Raw genomic sequence first — 20,014 nt, forward strand, 5'->3', positions numbered from 1 at the left:
GAGTTCAGGTCGAGCGAGACCTGGGACGACACACCTCCCTCGCTGCGCCGTGGCAGACGACAGGTGGCTCCTCAAAGCTCGTCGAAGACGTACCCAAGTGAGCGCACCGTGCGCAGAGGGTTGCCCGCACCAGAGCCCTTCAGGGCTCTGCGGAGCCGGCCGATCCAGACGTCGACCGTGCGCTCGTCGATGGCAGGCTCCTGCTTGCCCAGAGCGGTGATGAGTTGAGCGCGCGTGAAGACGCGCCCCGGATGCTCGACGAAGTAGCGCAGAAGCCGAAACTCGTTGGGCATCAAGGCGATGGCCTTGCCGCGCCAACGGGCCTGGAATGCCGGAATGTCGATGATGAGGTCACCCGAGGCCACGCGGCGGCCATTTGCTTCCGCTGGCTCAGACAGATTGCCAGAGAGCACACGGTCCAGCAGCGCGTTGCGCGTCAAGGGACCCACGATGTAGTCGTCGGCACCCGTGCGCAAGGCTCGCTTGCGATCCTCCTGGTCATCCTCGTCGAGTATGATGGTGATGTGCGCAGATGCCGTGCGCGGATCGCAGCGGAGCCTGCGGCATAGCTCGAGGCCGGACATCTGCGGCAGCACCCATTCCACGAAAGCCCATAACGAGCCTTCGATGAGCGGGAGCTGCGAAGTCTCGCTCCAGCGATGCAACACCAGTTCCAGGTCGGCGTGACGGAACGGAGCAAAGCCGCCCTCAACTTCGCCGGTCAAAAGGATATCGATGCGCCGCATGGCCCCCTCATTCGCCCGCCTCGCTTCTGGCGGTTCTTTGTGACGGATGGGTGACAGATCGGCGACGCTTGAATGAAAGTCAGCGACCGTCATCGAAGTGACCAAGAAGCGTCACGCGGGCGAAACGCTGAGCATTTATCAGCTTGAACAGCAGCTAAGGATTTGACGCCTTGCAGACAGATGACGGCAGTTTGCTGACCCGCCCTCTTCTTCCGCTAGCCTCCGGCAAGATACCGGATTGGCTCGACCTGCCGGACCCCAAGCCATTCCGTCCCAAACGCAAGTATCGGACGGTCTGGATCTCGGACGTTCATCTGGGCACCCGTGGCTGCAACGCCGAATTGCTCGTCGATTTCCTGCGCTCGGTCGAGTGCCAGACGCTCTACCTCGTCGGCGACATCGTCGACGGCTGGCGGTTGCGCAAAGGCTGGTACTGGCCCGATGCGCATAACGAAGTCGTCAGGCGAATACTCAAGATGGCGCATCGCGGAACACGAGTGGTCTTCATCGCGGGCAATCACGATGAGATGCTGCGTGATTACGCAGGGCTTTCGTTCGGTGGCGTCGAGCTCGCCCTGGAGGCGGTTCACGAGGCTGCCGACGGCCGCAGGCTCCTGGTCACGCATGGCGACGCATTTGACGGTATCGTGCTCTATGCCCGCTGGCTCGCCTTTCTCGGAGACAAGGCATACGGACTGTTGTTGCGCGCCAACATCCTTTTCAACCTGGTCCGCCGCCGCCTCAAGATGCCGTACTGGTCTCTCTCCGCCTACATGAAGAAGCGGGTGAAGAACGCCGTCCAATATGTCTGCAGCTACGAGGAAGCGGTTGCCCAAGAAGCGCTCTCACGCGGACTGGACGGTGTCGTCTGCGGCCACATACATTGCGCCGAGATCCGTCAGTTCGGGGGCATCACCTACTACAACGACGGTGACTGGGTGGAGAGCTGCACCGCCCTGGTCGAGGATGCGCAAGGTGCGATCACCATCGTTGATTGGCCGAGTGAGAAGGCGCTAGAACAAGCAGGCAAGATCGCTGCAGAGAACGCCGCGTGAAGCTCGCCATCGCCACTGATGCCTGGTTTCCTCAGGTCAACGGCGTGGTCCGATCGCTCTCGAAAACAATCGGTCTGCTGGGCAGTCGCGGGCACAATGTAGAGGTGATCGCCCCGCATTGCTTCCTCACGGTTCCCATGCCCGGTTATCCATCGATCCGCCTTGCAATGGCGCCACGCTTTCGCGTGCGCCGCATGCTGGATACGATGCAGCCGCAGCTCGTGCACATCGCCACCGAGGGGCCGGTCGGTTGGGCGGCGCGCGGCTGGTGCCTCGCCAGAGGGGTGCCGTTCACCTCCGCCTTCCACACGCGCTTTCCCGAGTATGCAGCCGTGCGCACAGGCCTCAGCGCAGAGCACTTCTGGCCGATCATGCGCCGCTTTCATGCGCCGAGCAGTGCGGTGCTCGTATCCACCTCCAGCCTTGCCGAAGAACTCGCCACGCGCGGGATCGGGCCCACCATGCCGTGGAGCCGCGGCATCGATCAGGCGCTGTTCCGCCCGGATGGCGCAAGGCATTCAGCCATGCTCGGCCTGCCGGGTCCCATCCTGCTCAATGTCGGACGGGTCGCGGCGGAAAAAAACCTCGAGGCATTTCTGAGCCTATCTTGCCCCGGCAGCAAAGTGGTGGTCGGCGATGGCCCTGCCCTCTCCGTGCTCCGGCGCCGGTATCCCCACGTTCTCTTCCTGGGCGCACTCACCGGCCATGACCTCGCCAACGCTTACCGCGCGGCTGATTGCTTCGTCTTTCCCAGCAGGACGGATACCTTCGGCCTCGTTGTGATCGAAGCGCTGGCTTGCGGCGTACCTGTGGCCGCTTACCCGGTGCCCGGCCCTTCCGACATCCTGGGGGATCGGTGCAGAGGGAGCGATGGAACGCTTTCCCATTCCGCAGGCGCTTTATGCGATGATCTGGACCAGGCCGTTACCCTCGCGCTTTCGGCCGACCGCGCCTCCGCCGCGGCGTTAGGCGCCCGCTTCTCTTGGGAGCGGGCGACGGATCAATTCGAAGCCGCCATCAAGGTCGCACTAGCGCATAGCAGGACGCGCCAGGCGGCCTAAGCGGGCGTCAGCGGAAGCCGAGGCTGCGTGAGATAGAGGCCGCTTCGTCCTGAACGGCCTGAGCCAGTTCCTGCAATCTGCCGTGGGCCCGAGGGGTTGGAGCCGCCACGACGAGTGCGCCGATCACCAGCCCCGAGGCGCCGCGCACCAGGGCCGCTGTGCCCGTCACGCCGTCGGCCGCCTGGTCTACGGTCTGGGCGAAGCCCGCGTCTCGCGCGACGGACAATGCTTCCAGCAATTCAGGAACGCTATGAAGCGTCGTCCCGGTCAGGCGGTCGAGGTGAATGCGCTTGAGATAGCTTTCCACCGCTTCACGAGAGCACGCGGTGAGCAGCGCACGGCCGCCTGCCGTGGCATACAAGGGTCTGCGGTCCCCGACCGAAACGGCGTAGCGGACCACCTGCCTGCTCTCGACAATGTCGACATAGGTCAGCTGATCGCCACCAGCATCCCCGACCGCGAGCAGGACAGTCTCTCCCGTTCGATCCGCAAGACGGCGCATGCCTTCCCTTATGAGATCGGAAGACTGGAGACGGCGCCGCGCCTCGGTAATCGCACTGGCAAGCCCGAAGGCGCCGGGTCCCAACTGCCAGGCACCATCGGCGGAGGTCACGAACATCTCTTCCGCAAGTCCACGCAGAAGCGCCGCAAGGCTGCTTTTGGGCGCGCCCAAGCGGCGGCTGAGATCGGCCAGTGAAAGCGGCTCCGCACTGGCACACAAAGCTTCCAGAACACGGATGACACGCGTCACCGATTGCGGCGAAGCGCCACGCCGCTCTTCGAAAAGGCTGGCAGTATCCTCGGTCAAGCGAATGCCGGCTCTGCGTTGGTCATGACCAGCACATAAGCGAGGAAGGCCAGCTCCGAAAGGCGGCACATCACCTCATCGACAGCCCTGTGACTCGCTCTGGTGCCGCAAAGCCCGTCGATCAGGATCAGGTCACGTCCATCGCATAGCCGGCCGCGCGCACCGTGCGGATGGGATCCACGTCACCCGGGCGGTTGATGGCCTTGCGCAGGCGACGGATGTGCACATCCACAGTGCGTTCGTCAATGTCGGAGTCCATCCCCCACACACCGTCAAGGATCTGCTGCCGCGACAGCACCCGACTGGGGCGCTCCATGAAATAGCGGAGCAGCTTGAACTCGGTAGGCCCCAGGTGCAGCGCCTCGCCGCCCCGGCGTACGCGATGGGAGGTCGGGTCCAGTTCGATGTCCGCGAAGCTGAGGTTGTCACCCGTCAAAGACGGCTGCGAGCGCCTCAGCAGCGCCTCGATCCGGGCCATCAGCTCACGCGGGCTGAATGGCTTGGTTACGTAATCGTCCGCACCGGTCTTGAGCCCCCGGATGCGGTCCTCCTCTTCGCCACGCGCGGTGAGCATCACAATCGGAATGCGAGCGGTGGCGCGATCCTTGCGCAGCTGGCGGCAAACCTCGATGCCGGGAACCTGTTCGATCATCCAGTCCAGGATGATGGCGTCAGGTACTTGCTCACGAACCATGACGAGCGCTTCCTCGCCGTCCCCGGTCGAGCGCACGTCATAGCCTTCGGCGGAGAGATTCCAGGACAACAGCTCGCACAGCGCCCTGTCATCTTCGACTACCAGGACCGAAGCGTTCATATCATGGCTTCCCTAGGTGCATCCTTGGCGTCGCGCTCGGAGCAGTATTCGCCGGTCGCGGCGTAGTAGACCATCTCGGCAACGTTTGTGGCGTGGTCGCCGATGCGCTCCAGATTACGGGCAACAAAAAGAAGCTGGGCAGCGCTGCTGATCGTCGCCGGATTTTCCATCATGTGCGTGAGCAGCGAGCGGAACAGCGTGTTGTAGAACTGATCGAGCTTCTCGTCGCGTCGGATCACCTCAACCGCCAGCATCGCATCGCGCGAACCGTAGGCGTTGAGCACATCCCGCACCATGCCCTGCGCAATCTCCGCCATGGCGGGTACCAAGGTGATCGGCTCAACCTTGGAGCGGCCTTCCAGCTCGTCGACGCGCTTTGCGATGTTCTTCGCGTAATCGCCGATCCGCTCGATCACGCCGGAGATCTTGAGCGCCGCAATCACATCGCGCAGATCGTCCGCCATGGGCGCACGCAGGGCTATGGTTCTGACCGCGAGCCGGTCCACCTCCGCCTCAAGCGCGTCGAGCCGGGCGTCGGCGGCCACGACTTTACGCGCCAGTTCTGCGTCGTGGCGCGTCAGCGCATCGATGGATTCGCGGATCGCCAGTTCGGCAAGCCCGCCCATCTCGGCGATAAGGCCACGAAGTTGACTGATCTCGCTATCAAAGGACTTAACGGTATGATCGACCATGGCGGTTCCCCTCAGCCATAGCGGCCGGTGATGTAGTCTTTCGTCCGCACCTCGCGCGGATTGGTGAAGATCTGGCTGGTCTCGCCGTACTCGACCATCTTGCCGAGGTGGAAGAAGGCGGTCCGTTGTGAGACGCGCGCGGCCTGCTGCATCGAGTGCGTGACGATGACGATGGCGTAGCGGTCCTTGAGCTCTTCTATCAGTTCCTCGATGCGCGCGGTCGCGATCGGGTCCAGCGCGGAGCAAGGCTCGTCCATCAGGATGACTTCGGGGCTGACCGCAATAGCCCGGGCGATGCAAAGCCGCTGCTGCTGCCCGCCTGACAGGGCAGTACCCGCGTCCGTCAGCCGGTCCTTTACTTCCGGCCACAGCCCCGCGCGGGTCAGGGCTTTCTCCACGATGGCGTCCATATCCGCCTTGCCTTGCGCAAGCCCATGGATGCGCGGCCCGTAGGCGACGTTCTCGTAAATCGATTTCGGAAACGGATTGGGCTTCTGGAACACCATGCCGACGCGTGCGCGCAGGGCGACCGGGTCCATCTCCTTGCCGTAGATGTCCTCTCCATCGAGCAGGATCTGACCGGTCACACGCGCACCGGCGATCGTGTCATTCATGCGGTTGAGCGTGCGCAGGAACGTCGATTTGCCGCAGCCGGACGGACCGATGAAGGCGGTGACCACACCGTTGCCGATGTCGATCGAAACATCGTCGATGGCCTTCTTCTCACCGTAGAAGACATCGACGTTGCGTGCGGTCAGTTTTGCTTTTGTCATACCCTACCAGCGGACTTCGAACTTGTTGCGAAGGTAAATGGCCAGCCCGTTCATCGCCAGGAGGAACACCAGCAACACGATGATGGCAGCGCTGGTATTCTGCACGAAGCCACGATCGATCTCGTCGGACCACAGGAAGATCTGCATCGGAAGCACGCTGGATGGATCGGTGATCCCGCCCGGCGGTGTCGCGACGAATGCTCGCATGCCGATCATCAACAGAGGAGCCGTTTCACCCAGGGCGCGCGCCATGCCGATGATGGTGCCGGTGAGAATACCAGGAAGCGCCAACGGCAGCACGTGATGAAACACGGTCTGCACGGGGCTGGCCCCTACAGCGAGCGCCGCATCGCGGATCGAGGGCGGCACGGCCTTGATCGCGTTCCGACCGGAGATAACGATGATCGGCATCGTCATCAAAGCGAGCGTCAGACCTCCGACCAGCGGTGAGGAACGCGGCAGGTTCAGAGTGTTGATGAACACCGCGAGGCCCAGCAAACCGAAAATAATCGAGGGGACAGCCGCCAGATTGTTGATGGAAACTTCCACCCAATCGATCCACCTGCTGCGGGGCGCGAACTCTTCCAGATAGATTGCTGCCAGAACGCCCATCGGAAAGGATAGCAGCAAGGTCACCAGCATCGTCAGGAACGAGCCTTTCAAGGCACCCCACACGCCTGCGGCGTCCGCGCTCGTCGCATCCGAGCCGGTCAGAAAGGCCCAGTCCAGCCCGCCCAGCCCGTTCTTCAACATGATGAACAGAAGAACGGCGAGGAAGAGCAGCGAAAGGACGATCGCGGTCAGCCCCGCCAGCCGGAAGCGCTTCTCGGCAGCGTGGCGGCGCGCGATTCGCTTCGTCATCTCGGGCGTTTGCCAGGTGTTACTCATAAGCTTCCCGGAAGCGCTTCACCACGCGCAGCGCGATGATGTTGAGGATCAGCGTCACGACAAAGAGCACGAGGCCCAGCGCGAAGGCGGACAGCGTCTTGGGGCTGTTGAATTCCTGATCACCCGTGAGAAGCTGGACGATCTGGTACGTGACCGTCGTCATGGATTCGAGCGGATCGGCGGAAAGCCGGGCAGCGGCACCGGCGGCCATGACCACGATCATGGTCTCGCCAATCGCGCGACTGATCGCGAGCATGACGCCCGCGACAATGCCCGGCAAGGCAGCAGGAAGCAGAACCTTCTTGATCGTCTCGGATCTGGTCGCACCCATGGCCAGCGAACCGTCGGCCATCGCACGCGGCACGGCCGCAATCGCGTCGTCGGCCATGGATGAGACGAAGGGTATGATCATCACCCCCATCACCAAGCCCGCAGCAAGTGCGCTCTCGGTCGACGGATTGGGATAGCCGAGCGAACTCGCCAGATCGCGGATAGCAGGAGCCACCGTGAGCGCTGCGAAGTAGCCATAGACGACGGTCGGTATACCCGCGAGAATCTCGAGAACCGGCTTGAGCACCTTCCTGGTGCGCGTGTCGGCATACTGGGTGAGATAGATCGCGCTCATCAGCCCCAGCGGAATCGCTACGATCATCGCGATGATGGCACCGATGTAGATGGTGCCCCAGAACAGCGGAACCGCGCCGAAGTTGGCGTCGACATCGTCGCCTATGGCGTTTGCCGGGGACCAGTGGGTGCCCGTCAGGAACGCGATGGGCGACACGTCCTTGAAGAAAAGGCCTGCCTCGAAGACGAGAGACGCGATAATCCCTGCCGTGGTCAGAACTGCAAGCAGGGAGGCGCCCAGCAGCAGCAGCATGACCGCACGTTCGACCCGAGTCCGCGCCGGGAACCTGCTGCGCACCCGAGTGAATGCATAGCCGCCCCCTGCCAGCGCAACGATGCCGACCAGGATGGCGCCAATCAGACCGAAGCGTGCTTGCGCAGCGCGCATCGGCTCTGCAAGCTGCGTCGAAAGCGGCGAGAAACCGATGAACGTCGGGTCGCTTGCGACACTGCGTGCCTCGGCAAGAATAGAGGAACGTTGCAACGGATCTTGGGGAAGTGAAGCTGCGGCAGGGTCGTTCAGTACGGCCTGGTCAATCAGCACCGGCGAAATAGCGGACCAGAGCCCCCATGCTACAAACGCGGGCACCACCACCCACAGGACGACATGCCAGGCATGATACTGCGGCATCGAGTGCATCGAGCCGCGCCCGGCATAGAGCAGGCGTGCCCGGGCTCGCGCCGTGAACCAGCTTACGAGGCCGAGCGCGAGTACCAGCAAAAGAACGATAGTTGCATTCACGACGGGGTGACGCCGCTCACTTCAATGCGGACGGGTCGAGAGGCGTCATGTTCGCAACGACCTCTGCATTCCGGGCACGAACGTCCTGAGGGGAAATAACCATGCCCTTGCTCTTCAAAAGGCCATCCGGACCCCAGACCTTGGGCCAGGTCGCCACATACTCTCCGAGACCACTGATCGGTCCGACATGCGCCTTCTTCACGTAGATGTAGAGCGGGCGCGCGCCGGGATACGAGAAGTCCGAAATCGTCTCGTAAGTGGGCTCCACTCCGGACATCGGAATCCCCTTCAGAGCATCCGGATTCGCCTCTAGGAAGGAGTAGCCGAAGACGCCGACGGCTTTCGGATTCTGCGAGATCTTCTGGACGATCAGGTTGTCGTTTTCACCCGCGTCGACATAGGCGCCATCCTCGCGAACCTGCGTGCAGATCGCCTCGAACTTGTCCTCGTCGCTTTCCTTGAGGGCGGCCGTGGCCGGATCGGTCTTACACCCCGCGGTCAGGATGAGCTCTGCCAGAGCGTCACGGGTGCCGGAAGTCGAGGGTGGCCCATAAACAAGGATGGGCATGTCGGGCAGCGCCGGATTCACATCCTTCCAGGACTTGGCCTGGTTGGGCTTCCCGTAGGGATTGGCCGCAATGGCTTTGTAGACATCTTCCGGCGTCAGTTTCATCCCGGGCCCGCTCTTCGCTTCGGCGAAAGCAATGCCGTCGATGCCGACCTGAACTTCGACGATCTCGGCCACGCCGTTCTTCTGGCACAGCTCGTATTCGGATTTCTTGATCCGGCGCGAAGCGGTTTCGATGTCCGGGTGCTGCGCGCCCACGCCAGCGCAGAAAAGCTTCATCCCCGCACCAGTACCCGTCGCTTCCACAACCGGTGACTTGCCCCCGGTCTTCGCGTACTCCTCGGCAACCGCAGTGGCGAAGGGATATACCGTAGAGGAACCGACCGCGCGGATGTAATCTCGCGAACCGCTGCCGGAGCCGCCGGAGCTTCCGCAAGCCGAGAGGGCGAGCGACGACGCAGCGACAAGCGCGATGGTGACAGTTTTACGCATTAAGGCGATCCCCTTGAACTGACCGCGCTCCTATCGGGGCTCCATGACACTTTGATGACGGCCATGTGTCAACTCCGGTGCGGAAGTTCCCTTCACTCCGGCGGATGCTAGCGCCCCGCTCGCAGCGTTCGAACCGAGCGTACTCTGCCTCACCGCTGTTGTACAACGGCCAACCTCCATCCGCCGCAAATGCGTGTTGCTAAAAAATTTCTGGTTTACATCCCTGAATTAACAGAACGCGGCTGATCGTCGCGTAGATGTCATTCAACCGTCACAGAAACGCCATAACGGGCCGGGGATGTTAGGACCTGCTTGTATGAACCCCCGTATCGCTGCCGCCACTCTGGCCCTCTTCGGATCGGTCGCTCTTGCCATACCGGCAGCAGCGCAGCCGCTCACGCCGAGCGACACAGAGGCGCTTCGCACAGAGATCGAGTCACTTCGCGCCAGACTCGATGCGTTGGAAAAGCGGTTGGCTGGCGATAGCAGTGCCGCCGCTGGAGCAGCAGCGGAAGCGGGCTCGGATATCGGCAGCACCTCGCAAGCAGCATCGCCACCCGCTGCAACAGCTGCGTCCGGCAATGACACACCGGCTGTCATCAAATGGAAGGGTGCCGCGCAGATCGTCGAGGATGATCGCAGCTTCAAGGCAAAGGGACGTATCCAGGCGGATGCCGGTTACGTCTCCCAGCCCGATGGATCGACCGACAAGGGCCTCGGCTTCGTCAACGAGATGCGGCGCATCCGCCTCGGTGCAGAAGGAAGCATCGGTTCCGGCGTTGGCTACAAGCTGGAACTGGAGCTGTCGGACAACTCGGTCGATCTCGTTGATACCTATATCTCATATCGAACGGGTGGCCTTCAGCTCCGCCTGGGCAATCAGAACCCGCCGTGGTCGCTCGACGAGCTGACCGGAGACACCGCCGGCAACGTCATGGAACGTGCCGCTTTCACCGACGCGTTCAACTTCGAACGGCGGCTGGGTTTCGTTGCGCAGTACGAAACAGGAGATCTTCTCACGCAGGCAGGTGTCTTTACGGACGATGTCTCGGCCCTTGCGAATGACAGCGACGGCCCATCCGGCGGAGACGAGAACAACAGCTACAGCCTGCACGGACGCCTCGTCTACGCTCCGAAAATCGGGAAGACGCAGCTTCACGCAGGTGCCTCCGCTCACTGGCGGCGGCTGGGCCGAATTACTGAGGATGGCGTTCGCTATCGCCAGCGTCCCTATCTGCACGCAAGCAATTCGCGCCTGATCGGCACACGCTCCCTGCTGGTGGAACGGGAGTTCGGGTATGGCGCCGAGCTCGCGGCAGTGCGTGGGCGCTGGCAGACTGCGGGCGAGGTGTTCGTGCAGAAGGCCATCCGTGGCGGCTTGCCGGACCTCACCTTCTGGGGCGGCTACGCGGAACTCAGCTACTTCCTGACGAACGACACGCGAACCTACAAGGACGGCCAGTTCGGTTCAGTTGCGCCCTCTAAGCCCATAGGCGAGGGTGGGCCGGGCTCCATTCAACTCACCTTGCGCTACGACTACCTGGATCTGAACGACCGAACGGTGATCGGGGGAACGCAGGACGGCTACATAGCCGCGATCATCTGGTCTCCGCTTTCGAACCTGCGCTTCAACCTGAACTACGCCAATCTATCGTACGAGGACGCGGTGGCCCTGCCCTCAGGCGACCGCTCGTACGATGTCCAGGTGCTGGGTACCCGCTTCGAATTCGATTTTTAGGAGTTCGCAAAGCAGGGCTGCGCGTCAGTCCTGCTTCAGAGGCAGCATGACCGAAGCGGTGGTGCCCGCCCCTTGGCGGCTCGTGATGTCAAAGCGGCCCCGGTGCCGCTCCACGATATGCTTGACGATCGACAGGCCCAGCCCGGTGCCGCCCGCCGCCCGGCTGCGGCTCGTATCGGCACGATAGAAGCGCTCCGTCAGGCGCGGCAGGTGCTCGGGCGGGATCCCGTCACCCTCATCGTGGACCGCCAGCAGAAGCCAGCCGGTACTCGCAGCCTCAAGAGAGACTTGCACAGTGCCATCGCGACCGCCGTATTTGAGCGCGTTATCGATCAGGTTGCGCACCACCTGTGCCAACTGGCCTCGGTCGCCCAGAACCAGAGCGTCCTCGCAATTGGCGCTGACATTGACGCTCCCTCCGGTGCGAAACTCGCCCGCGACTTCGCGGGCAAGCGAAACCATGTCGACCGTTTCGGACGGCACCTCATGCTTCACAGCCTCGATGCGAGAGAGCGACATGAGGTCCGAAACGAGCGCCTGCATTCGCAGCGCTTCGTGGCGGATCGTCTGGAGGAAACGCTCGCGCGTTGCCTCATCACCGCCGGCCTTAGGGTTCATCAGCGTCTCGACATAGCCAAGCACGGTCGCCAGGGGCGTGCGCAATTCATGGCTTGCATTGGCAACAAAATCGGCGTGAGCGCGCGCGACACTGACCTGCACAGAAAGGTCGTAGAGCGTCACCAGCCGCTGCCCGGCTCCGATGACCTTGCAATCGACCTCCCAAACGCTGCCACCGACGGATAACCCAGCGACTTTGACATTGCCTCCGCCATCGCTGAGAATCACGGCAACAGCACGAGGATCGCGGATGGCAATCCTGACATCCTGCCCAACGATATGCACGCCAAGCAACGCCTTCGCCGCGGTGTTGGCAAAGCTCACCTGCCCGCGCGAAACGATGATCGCCGGTGTCTGGATATGCTCGAGAAGCTGCACGCCGTCGACTGCCATGAACAGCTTCGTAGCTTCCCACCGACCGTTCGCAAAGCGTCTCTTGCGGGCATTGCCGGGCAAATCGCACTTGGGAACCTTCCGCCCCCAGAACCGCTCCACGCAAACGCGCAACCAATGCCGCTGAGCGGCCTATAATGCACTCAAGGGGCCTTGTCGCAGAGCCTTGTCACGTCACATCCATACCTCAGGAGAAATCGAGCCATGAGGCTTCGCTTCGCATGACCCGATTCACTGCCGATCGCCTGCTTCTGTTCGGAGCCACGGGTGACCTGTCGAAACGGATGCTCCTCCCCTCGTTATGCGCCCTTGATGCCGATGGCCTGCTCGACCCGCGTATAGAGATCGTCGGCACCGCCCGCGCGGATCTGGACGATTTCAGCTTCCGCAATTTCGCCCGTGAGTCGCTTGAGCAGTTTATGCCGGCTGAGCGTCGGGGCGGGATGGCCACATTTCTCAACCGCCTTTTCTTTCAGCCGCTGGACGCCTCCTCCACCGAGGGCTTCGACGCGCTGGCAGCGAAGGTCGGCACGCCGCGCGAGGGTTTGGCGGTGTTCCTGTCCACTGCGCCCAGCCTGTTCGAGCCTAGTATTCAGGGCCTCGTCGCCAGCGGTCTGGCCAATGAGCGAACGCGGATCGCGTTGGAAAAGCCGCTCGGCACAGATTTGACGTCCAGCCGCGCGATCAACGATGCGGTAGCAAGCGCCTTTCCTGAGGAGCGGACCTTCCGGATCGATCACTATCTCGGCAAGGAGACCGTGCAGAACCTGCTGGCGCTGCGGTTCGCCAATGTTCTGTTCGAACCTTTGTGGAACGCAGCACACATCGACCATGTGCAGATCACGGTCGCGGAGACGGTCGGACTGGAAGGTCGTGTCGCCTTTTACGACGATGCTGGGGCTCTGCGCGACATGGTGCAGAACCATATGCTGCAACTTCTGGCACTCGTCGCCATGGAACCGCCTATCTCCTACGAAGCGGGGCCGGTGCGGGACGAGAAGGTCAAGGTGCTACGGTGCCTGCGTCCGGTCACTGTGGGCGAAACCGTCAGAGGTCAGTATCGCGATGGGGCGATCGGCGGAAAGGCCGTTCCCGGCTACGACGAGGAACTGGGCAGGGAGTCAGCCACCGAGACATTCGTTGCAATCAAGGCCCACCTGGACTGCTGGCGCTGGAAAGGCGTCCCCTTCTATCTGCGGACGGGCAAGCGCCTGCCGCGTCGCACGACAGAGATCGTGGTTCAGTTCAGGCCGATCCCGCATTCGATCTTCTCGGGCCGCGGCGCGCGGACCGTGCCGAACCGGCTTGTCATCGGAATCCAGCCTTCCGAGAACATCCAGCTTTCGCTGATGGCGAAAGTACCAGGCCTCGACCGGACCGGCCTCAGTCTTCGGCCCGTACCGCTCGACATTGCGATGCCCGAAGCCTTCTCCGGACCGCAGCGGCGGATCGCCTACGAACGTTTGCTCCTCGACCTGATAGAAGGCGACCAGACACTGTTCGTCCGGCGAGACGAGGTGGAAGCGCAATGGGAATGGATCGACGCGATCCGGGCGAGTTGGCTGGAACAGGGGCTTGAGCCGAAGACTTATACAGCAGGAAGCTGGGGGCCCTCCGCCGCAATTGCCTTGGCCGAACGCGACGGCGTGACATGGCACGAATAAAGTCCCAAGTTCGACACACCAACCACGAGCACGCACGATGAGCCCACTATCTCCCGTCGTCGCCCGAGTAACGGAGCGCATCACCGCCCGGTCGCGCGAGAGCCGCATGCGCTATCTCTCGCTCATAGATCGGGAGGGGGAGAGTTATGCCGATCGGGGCTTCCTCTCCTGCTCCAATCTCGCGCATGGATTTGCTGCGGCGGGTGAGGACAAGGCAAGCATCGCCACGCAGCGAGGCCCGAACATCGGCATCGTCACGGCGTACAACGACATGCTTTCCGCGCATCAGCCCTATGGCCGCTACCCAGAGCAGATGAAGCTCTTCGCTCGCGAAGTCGGGGCGACTGCGCAAGTGGCGGGCGGCGTGGCTGCGATGTGTGATGGTGTGACGCAGGGTTTTGCGGGGATGGAGCTTTCGCTTTTCAGCCGCGACGCCATTGCTCTGTCTACCGCGGTCGCACTGAGCCACGCGATGTTCGACGGGATGGCCCTACTCGGTATCTGCGACAAGATCGTGCCGGGACTGATGATCGGAGCACTTCGCTTCGGCCACCTGCCCGCTGTCTTCGTGCCTGCCGGTCCCATGCCATCGGGGCTTGCCAACAAGGAGAAGCAGAAGGTCCGCCAACTCTACGCGGAGGGGAAAGTCGGGCGAGACGCTCTGCTGGAAAGCGAAAGCAAGAGCTACCATTCGCCCGGAACCTGCACCTTCTACGGCACCGCAAACTCGAACCAGATGATGATGGAGATGATGGGCCTGCATGTGCCCGGCGCTGCCTTCGTCAATCCCGGCACACCCCTGCGCCAGGCCCTCACCCGCGCTGCGGTGCACCGCCTCGCGGCGATTGGACGCAAGGGCGATGATTTCCGTCCGATGGGCAGAGTTGTCGATGAGAAGGCGATCGTGAACGCCTGCGTGGGCCTGCTCGCCACCGGAGGTTCGACAAACCACGCCATCCACCTGCCGGCGATGGCACGCGCAGCTGGCATCCTGCTCGACTGGGAGGATCTCGACGAGCTCTCTTCGGTCGTGCCTCTCATTGCGCGGGTCTACCCCAACGGATCGGGGGACGTGAACCAGTTCCACGCTGCCGGCGGGATCGGCTATGTCGTGCGCGAACTGCTCGGTGCGGGGCTGGCGCATGCCGACGTCCTGACGATTTCGGAAAACGGCATGAGCGACTACGCCCGCGAGCCGCACCTCGATGCCGACACGCTCGTTTGGCGTGACGCGCCTGTCGAGAGCCACGACCCAAGCATGCTGCGTCCGGCCAGCGCGCCCTTCCAGCCCGATGGCGGCATGCGCCTGGTGCGTGGGAATCTGGGCCGCGCAACCTTCAAGACGAGCGCTGTGGACGAGGAGCGCTGGACTATTGAGGCGCCCTGCCGCGTGTTCGACACACAGGAGGCTGTCGCGCGCGCCTTTGCTGCTGGCGAACTCGACCGCGACGTGGTGGTGGTTGTCAGGTTCCAGGGGCCCCGCGCCAACGGCATGCCGGAACTGCATAAGTTGACGCCGCCGCTCGGCGTGCTTCAGGATCGTGGCCACAAGGTAGCGCTTGTGACCGACGGTCGCATGTCGGGAGCGAGCGGCAAAGTCCCGGCGGCCATCCATGTCACCCCTGAAGCTCTCGCGAAGGATGGTGCATGGGGCCCACTCGCATATTTGCGGGACGGGGATGTGGTCCGGCTTTCGGCAGAAGACGGTTGCCTGTCGACGACGGCGGATCTTTCCGGCCGGGAACCAGCCTTGGCGCCCCAGCCGCAAGTGGGCATGGGGCGTGAGTTGTTTGCAATGTTTCGAGCCAGCGCCAGTGGGGCTGAGCAAGGTGCATCGGCAATGCTGGAGATAGCTGGGCTGTAGTCCAACGAGTCAGGAGGCAGATCATTGACGGAAATCGTGACCATCGACATCGGCGGGACTCACGCCCGCTTTGCGATCGCGAAGGTCGAGAGTGACGGTAGGATTTGCGTCGGTGAACCACAGACCCTTCCCACGCGCGAGCACGTGAGCTTTCAGACGGCTTGGGAGACGTTCCGGGAGCACCAGGGCGGCACCCTGCCGTCCGCCATTGCGATGGCGATTGCAGGTCCGGTCGGTGGCGATATCATCCGGTTCACCAACAACCCGTGGGTGATCCGCCCCTCCGCTCTGAGTGCCCAACTGGGCGTAGAGCGCTTCACAATCGTCAACGACTTCGAAGCGGTTGCCCATTCTGTCGCGCACGCCGATGCCGATCACCTTCAGCGCCTGGCCGGCCCGGATGAGCCCTTACCCTCTGTTGGCGCCATCACTGTCATAGGTCCCGGCACCGGCCTGGGCGTTGCTCTCCTGCTCCGGGACAAGACCGGCTATCACGTGCAGGCGACCGAGGGCGGCCATATCGATTTCGCCCCCAAGGACATGATCGAGGACGCCGTGCTTGCCCGCCTGCGCAAGCGTCACACGCGCGTTTCGGTCGAGAGGGTCGTTTCCGGCCCGGCGATCGTCGAGATCTACGAGACGCTTGCGGCCATGGAGGGCCGCGCAGTGCACGCCCGCAGCGACGTGGATATATGGACTGCCGGCACGGACGGCTCGGACAGCCTCGCGGCGGCCGCAGTCGAGCATTTCTGCATGGCCCTGGGCAGCGCAGCCGGCGATTTCGCGCTGGCGCATGGCGCACGCGGCGTGGTCGTGGCCGGAGGTCTGGGCTACCGTATTCGGGAAACGCTGGTAAACTCGGCATTCAGCGACCGCTTCAACGCGAAAGGGCGGTTCGCGGGTATCATGGCCGCGATTCCGGTGAAACTGATCATCCATTCGCAGCCCGGCCTCTTCGGAGCCGCGGCAGCCTTCGTCCGGGAGCACCTTCGTTGAACCACCCTGCGTCCAGTTCCTCAACTGCAGTAGAACGCGTGATGACGCTCGCGCCGGTCATCCCGGTGCTGGTAATCGAGGACATCGACCATGCTCTTCCGATTGCCGAAGCGCTGGTAGCGGGCGGATTGCCTGCGCTTGAGATCACATTGCGGACGCCTTGCGCTCTCGACGCCATCCGCGTGATGAAGCAGGTGCCGGGCGCAGTGGTCGGTGCAGGGACAGTTCTTACGCCCGAGGACCTCGACCGCTCGCTGGATGCCGGCGCAGAGTTCATCGTCTCACCGGGATTGACGCCACGGCTTGGCGAGGCAGCTGCAAAGCGCGGCGTGCCTTTCCTGCCCGGCACCGCGAATGCGAGCGACATCATGCTCGCACTCGAATTCGGATTTACCCGCCTCAAGTTCTTTCCCGCAGTCGCTTCAGGCGGGACCGCTGCACTGAAGGCGATCTCCGGTCCGTTCAAGCAAGTGAAGTTCTGTCCGACTGGCGGCATCACGAAGGATAACGCGCCGGACTGGCTGGCGCTGGAGGCTGTGCTCTGCGTAGGCGGCACTTGGCTGGTGCCGAAGGGCAGACCCGACCCTGCCGCCATCGAAGCCGCCGCGCGCGCGGCAGTGGCGCTTGCCAGATGAGCGGGAGTGGACCCTGCGTTGCGGATCTGAACGCGCGATTGGCCGACCTGCATCGCCGCACGGCCGAAACCCCTCTCTTCAACCCGGTCTTCCAACTCGCTCTCGAACTTTCTCGTCAGCTGGAAAACGGCGAGCTAACCTTGGACCAGTTGGAAGGGTTGGTCGCAGAGATGGAGTGCGAAGGTTTGCGTGCCCGCGCTGTCCGGCTCGACCGTCTTGTCGGACCCATCGCCTGCGGCGACAACGACCAGCGGATCGAAACCCTCGCCGATGATGAAGATTTCACCGCCTTCGCGGCGCGCTGGCAACGCCCTGCCGCACATATCGTATTCACCGCGCACCCGACCTTCCTGCTGAGCCGCAACCAGTCTGAAGCGGTGAGAGCCTCAGCTTCACGCGGGGACTTCAGCAAAGCCAGTGTGTGCGTCGCCTCCGCGCAGCGCGATACGATCACCCTGGAATACGAGCACGAAGAAGCCATGGCCGCGCTTGCGCGGGGACAGGCTGCTCGCGATCGGATCAACGCGCGCCTGTTTGCCATCGCCGCCGAACGCTTCCCGAAGAAGTGGAAGAGCCTCCAGCCGATGCCATTCCGCTTCGCCACGTGGATTGGCTACGACATGGATGGTCGTACGGATATCTCGTGGGCAACATCCATAAAGTATCGTCTGCAGGAAAAAGCGCTCCGTCTGGCAGGTTATGCTTCGTCCCTGACGGACGCCTTGCCTGAACTCGCCGAACGTCTCGAACGTGCCCGCCAGCATACAACAACCATGGCGGAACGGTTTGCGATGGACCTCTCTTCGCCCGAAGCGCTCTCTGCTGCGGCGAACGCGCTGACTGCGGAGCACGCCGACAAGCTGGTGACGCTCGCCCCGATCATCGCCGAGTTGGAAGAAGAGGCGCGCCACGTCAGCCCGCAACTGGCGCGCACGCTTCTGGTCATTGCCGCAGCCATGCGCGCCGATGGTCTTGGTATGGGGTGGATTCACTTCCGGGTGAACAGTTCGCAACTCCAGAACGCGATCCGGCGCCGCATCGACCCCGACGGCAACCTCAACCTCGCGAGCCAGGCAGCGCTCGTTCGCATGCGCGAGTTGCTGGCTGAAGTGAAGCCACTCGCCTCCAACTTCGCGGCTCTGGCGATCGAGAACTCGACCGCCGTGCGCCAGTTCCTCGCAATGGCGCAGATCCTCGGGCATATCGATACAGACTCGCCGATCCGCATGCTGGTGGCCGAATGTGAGCAACCAACGACAGTTCTGGCCGCACTCTACTTTGCCGAGATGTTCGGCGTGGCCGACAAGGTCGACGTCTCCCCTCTGTTTGAGACCGAGGCGGCGCTGGAACATGGCGGCCGCTTTCTCGACGCAGTCTTGGCGGAACCGGCATATCGCGCTTACGCCAGACGTAGAGGGCGAGTGGCGATCCAGACCGGCTTTTCGGATGCCGGACGCTTCGTTGGGCAAATACCCGCTGCTTTGGCCATTGAACGGCTGCAGGGTCGGCTGGCCGAAGCTATGGTTGCAAACGGGCTCACCGATGTCTCTGCACTGGTCTTCAACACCGGCGGCGAGTCAATGGGCCGCGGAGCGCACCCCTGCAGCATCGAGGATCGGCTGCACTGGCAAATGTCGCAATGGGCGCGCACCCGCTTTGCAAAGGCGAGCATCCGCCTTGAGCCGGAGGTGAGTTTCCAAGGTGGCGATGGATATCTCTGGTTCGGCTCGGAGGAACTGGCGCTGGCCACGCTCACGCGCTTCACGGAACATCCTTTGTGGAAATCGGATGCGGAGGCCGGGGCCGACCCGTTCTATCGGCGCACCGACCTTAGCCTCGATTTCTACCGCGCGATCCGCGAAGTGCAGCACGCCCATCTGGAAAGTCGCACGTACAGCCGCGCCATAACCGCCTTTGGCCTTGGCTTGTTGAACGACACCGGGAGCCGCAAGTCCCGTCGGCAGTCCGATCTTGCCGGGGACCGGACGATGAGCCTGCGACAGATCCGGGCCATTCCCCATAACGCTGTCCTGCAGCAACTTGGATACCCCGTAAACGTCATCGCCGGGGTGGGTACGGCCGCGGAAGGCAACCAGGAGGACATCGCCAACCTGCTGCGGGAGAGCGAGCGTGGACGGGCTCTTGTGCGACTGGTGCGGAGCGCCAATGCCCTCGCCTCGATCAAGACGGTCGCAGCGTTTGGAGAGCTCTTCAACTCGGCTTACTGGGCGAGCCGTCCCTATCGGGGCAACGAGCAGCATATCTCCGACGGGTGCCTTAGAATTGCCGAGTACCTCACGAAGGACGACCGCGCTGGAGTGTTTCGGCGGCTGGCCTCGCGCCTTCGTGTCGATGCGCTGAAACTGCACAGGCTTCTTGCCCTCATCCCGGATGAAGTGCCGCAGCCCGAACGGGAAACCACACGCCGCAACATCGGCTCACTCCAGGCACTCAGGCTTGCCCTGTTCAAGCACATGTTTCTTCGCTCGGTAATGGTGCCCCAATTCAGCCGCGCGAACGACATCAGTCATGAAGACGTCCTGGAGATGTTCTTTTCGCTTCGGGTCGAGGATGGCCTGGCTCAGCTACGCCGAGCATTTCCGGTACATCTCGCATCGATCAGCGACTTCAACATTGATGCGCCGAGCGAGTATCCGGACCCAAGCGCCACCGGCTATGCCCTGATCCACCGTGACTTCATTGACCCGATCGCAAGATGCTATGCTCTCTCCCTGCGCATCGGAACCGCGATCGCCAACGAGTTCGGGGCCCATGGCTGAAGCTTCGCGTCTGAACGCGGGGCTCGGCGGCGGTGTTTCACAACATCTTCACGGATAAGCGGG

17 protein-coding genes are annotated in these 20,014 nt (G+C 62.9%); 8 read left to right on the top strand and 9 right to left on the bottom strand.

Annotated features, from left to right (window positions below; all coding sequences use genetic code 11):
* Window positions 1-71 precede the first annotated feature (71 nt).
* Window positions 72-746: a response regulator transcription factor gene (locus ABUH87_RS13295; RefSeq protein ID WP_367774404.1), complete on the bottom strand. Its 675-nt coding sequence runs from the start codon at window positions 744-746 to the stop codon at window positions 72-74.
* A gap of 170 nt (window positions 747-916) precedes the next feature.
* On the opposite strand from ABUH87_RS13295, the gene ABUH87_RS13300 reads away from it, so the two are divergent.
* Both ABUH87_RS13300 and ABUH87_RS13305 read left to right on the top strand, forming a co-directional pair.
* Complete coding sequence (locus ABUH87_RS13300; RefSeq protein ID WP_367774406.1) at window positions 917-1,801, top strand: UDP-2,3-diacylglucosamine diphosphatase; 885 nt, start codon at window positions 917-919, stop codon at window positions 1,799-1,801.
* Entirely contained in the window at window positions 1,798-2,862 is a 1,065-nt protein-coding gene (locus ABUH87_RS13305) for a glycosyltransferase family 4 protein (protein WP_367774408.1), read from the top strand. Before ABUH87_RS13300 ends, ABUH87_RS13305 begins: the two co-directional genes overlap by 4 nt.
* Before the next feature lie 7 nt (window positions 2,863-2,869).
* Here the strand turns inward: ABUH87_RS13305 and ABUH87_RS13310 are convergent, their stop codons facing one another.
* The 7 genes from ABUH87_RS13310 to ABUH87_RS13340 form a co-directional block, all read right to left on the bottom strand.
* On the bottom strand, window positions 2,870-3,670 hold the full coding sequence (locus tag ABUH87_RS13310) for an IclR family transcriptional regulator (RefSeq protein ID WP_367774409.1): 801 nt from the start codon (window positions 3,668-3,670) through the stop codon (window positions 2,870-2,872).
* 127 nt (window positions 3,671-3,797) lie between these two features.
* Window positions 3,798-4,484, bottom strand: coding sequence for a phosphate regulon transcriptional regulator PhoB (phoB, locus tag ABUH87_RS13315; protein WP_367774410.1), 687 nt, complete (start codon window positions 4,482-4,484; stop codon window positions 3,798-3,800).
* Window positions 4,481-5,176: a phosphate signaling complex protein PhoU gene (phoU, locus tag ABUH87_RS13320; protein ID WP_367774412.1), complete on the bottom strand. Its 696-nt coding sequence runs from the start codon at window positions 5,174-5,176 to the stop codon at window positions 4,481-4,483. The genes phoB and phoU overlap by 4 nt, the downstream gene beginning before the upstream one ends.
* A gap of 11 nt (window positions 5,177-5,187) precedes the next feature.
* Window positions 5,188-5,949 carry a phosphate ABC transporter ATP-binding protein PstB gene (pstB, locus tag ABUH87_RS13325; protein ID WP_367774413.1) on the bottom strand — a complete coding sequence of 254 codons (762 nt, stop codon included), beginning with the start codon at window positions 5,947-5,949 and terminating at the stop codon, window positions 5,188-5,190.
* Between the two features lie 3 nt (window positions 5,950-5,952).
* A complete protein-coding gene (gene pstA, locus ABUH87_RS13330; RefSeq protein ID WP_367774414.1) occupies window positions 5,953-6,837 on the bottom strand; it encodes a phosphate ABC transporter permease PstA in 885 nt (294 codons plus the stop codon).
* The gene (gene pstC / locus ABUH87_RS13335; protein WP_367774415.1) at window positions 6,830-8,203 is read right to left on the bottom strand and encodes a phosphate ABC transporter permease subunit PstC; all 1,374 of its coding nucleotides are present in this window, start codon (window positions 8,201-8,203) and stop codon (window positions 6,830-6,832) included. Before pstC ends, pstA begins: the two co-directional genes overlap by 8 nt.
* Before the next feature lie 16 nt (window positions 8,204-8,219).
* Window positions 8,220-9,263, bottom strand: coding sequence for a substrate-binding domain-containing protein (locus ABUH87_RS13340; RefSeq protein WP_367774416.1), 1,044 nt, complete (start codon window positions 9,261-9,263; stop codon window positions 8,220-8,222).
* A 316-nt stretch (window positions 9,264-9,579) separates the two neighbouring features.
* Here ABUH87_RS13340 and ABUH87_RS13345 point away from each other — a divergent pair, with 316 nt between their 5' ends.
* Window positions 9,580-11,001 (top strand): OprO/OprP family phosphate-selective porin, encoded by a 1,422-nt coding sequence (locus tag ABUH87_RS13345; RefSeq protein ID WP_367774418.1) that lies wholly within the window; start codon window positions 9,580-9,582, stop codon window positions 10,999-11,001.
* A 24-nt stretch (window positions 11,002-11,025) separates the two neighbouring features.
* On the opposite strand, the gene ABUH87_RS13350 is transcribed toward ABUH87_RS13345, so the two are convergent.
* Window positions 11,026-12,012: a sensor histidine kinase gene (locus ABUH87_RS13350; protein ID WP_367774420.1), complete on the bottom strand. Its 987-nt coding sequence runs from the start codon at window positions 12,010-12,012 to the stop codon at window positions 11,026-11,028.
* Between the two features lie 221 nt (window positions 12,013-12,233).
* On the opposite strand from ABUH87_RS13350, the gene zwf reads away from it, so the two are divergent.
* Genes zwf through ABUH87_RS13375 form a run of 5 tightly spaced genes read left to right on the top strand, consistent with a single transcriptional unit; the run spans window position 12,234 to window position 19,951 of the window.
* Window positions 12,234-13,676, top strand: a complete 1,443-nt coding sequence (gene zwf, locus ABUH87_RS13355; RefSeq protein WP_367774422.1) for a glucose-6-phosphate dehydrogenase — start codon at window positions 12,234-12,236, stop codon at window positions 13,674-13,676.
* Window positions 13,677-13,713: 37 nt separating this feature from the next.
* A complete protein-coding gene (gene edd / locus ABUH87_RS13360) occupies window positions 13,714-15,540 on the top strand; it encodes a phosphogluconate dehydratase (protein ID WP_367774424.1) in 1,827 nt (608 codons plus the stop codon).
* Window positions 15,541-15,564: 24 nt separating this feature from the next.
* Entirely contained in the window at window positions 15,565-16,536 is a 972-nt protein-coding gene (gene glk, locus ABUH87_RS13365) for a glucokinase (RefSeq protein ID WP_367774425.1), read from the top strand.
* A gap of 41 nt (window positions 16,537-16,577) precedes the next feature.
* Complete coding sequence (gene eda / locus ABUH87_RS13370) at window positions 16,578-17,171, top strand: bifunctional 4-hydroxy-2-oxoglutarate aldolase/2-dehydro-3-deoxy-phosphogluconate aldolase (RefSeq protein WP_419956703.1); 594 nt, start codon at window positions 16,578-16,580, stop codon at window positions 17,169-17,171.
* Window positions 17,168-19,951, top strand: a complete 2,784-nt coding sequence (locus tag ABUH87_RS13375) for a phosphoenolpyruvate carboxylase (protein ID WP_367774429.1) — start codon at window positions 17,168-17,170, stop codon at window positions 19,949-19,951. Before eda ends, ABUH87_RS13375 begins: the two co-directional genes overlap by 4 nt.
* The last annotated feature ends 63 nt before the right edge of the window (window positions 19,952-20,014 follow it).

The organism is Novosphingobium rhizovicinum, from assembly GCF_040813635.1.
GTDB lineage: Bacteria > Pseudomonadota > Alphaproteobacteria > Sphingomonadales > Sphingomonadaceae > Novosphingobium > Novosphingobium rhizovicinum.

Excerpts from the sequence above, each read along its gene's own strand:
- ABUH87_RS13295 (WP_367774404.1), bottom strand. The coding sequence starts at position 746 with ATGCGGCGCATCGATATCCTTTTGACCGGCGAAGTTGAGGGCGGCTTT.
- phoB (WP_367774410.1), bottom strand. The coding sequence starts at position 4,484 with ATGAACGCTTCGGTCCTGGTAGTCGAAGATGACAGGGCGCTGTGCGAG.
- phoU (WP_367774412.1), bottom strand. The coding sequence starts at position 5,176 with ATGGTCGATCATACCGTTAAGTCCTTTGATAGCGAGATCAGTCAACTT.
- pstB (WP_367774413.1), bottom strand. The coding sequence starts at position 5,949 with ATGACAAAAGCAAAACTGACCGCACGCAACGTCGATGTCTTCTACGGT.
- pstA (WP_367774414.1), bottom strand. The coding sequence starts at position 6,837 with ATGAGTAACACCTGGCAAACGCCCGAGATGACGAAGCGAATCGCGCGC.
- ABUH87_RS13340 (WP_367774416.1), bottom strand. The coding sequence starts at position 9,263 with ATGCGTAAAACTGTCACCATCGCGCTTGTCGCTGCGTCGTCGCTCGCC.
- ABUH87_RS13345 (WP_367774418.1), top strand. The coding sequence starts at position 9,580 with ATGAACCCCCGTATCGCTGCCGCCACTCTGGCCCTCTTCGGATCGGTC.
- ABUH87_RS13350 (WP_367774420.1), bottom strand. The coding sequence starts at position 12,012 with ATGGCAGTCGACGGCGTGCAGCTTCTCGAGCATATCCAGACACCGGCG.
- zwf (WP_367774422.1), top strand. The coding sequence starts at position 12,234 with ATGACCCGATTCACTGCCGATCGCCTGCTTCTGTTCGGAGCCACGGGT.
- edd (WP_367774424.1), top strand. The coding sequence starts at position 13,714 with ATGAGCCCACTATCTCCCGTCGTCGCCCGAGTAACGGAGCGCATCACC.
- eda (WP_419956703.1), top strand. The coding sequence starts at position 16,578 with ATGACGCTCGCGCCGGTCATCCCGGTGCTGGTAATCGAGGACATCGAC.
- ABUH87_RS13375 (WP_367774429.1), top strand. The coding sequence starts at position 17,168 with ATGAGCGGGAGTGGACCCTGCGTTGCGGATCTGAACGCGCGATTGGCC.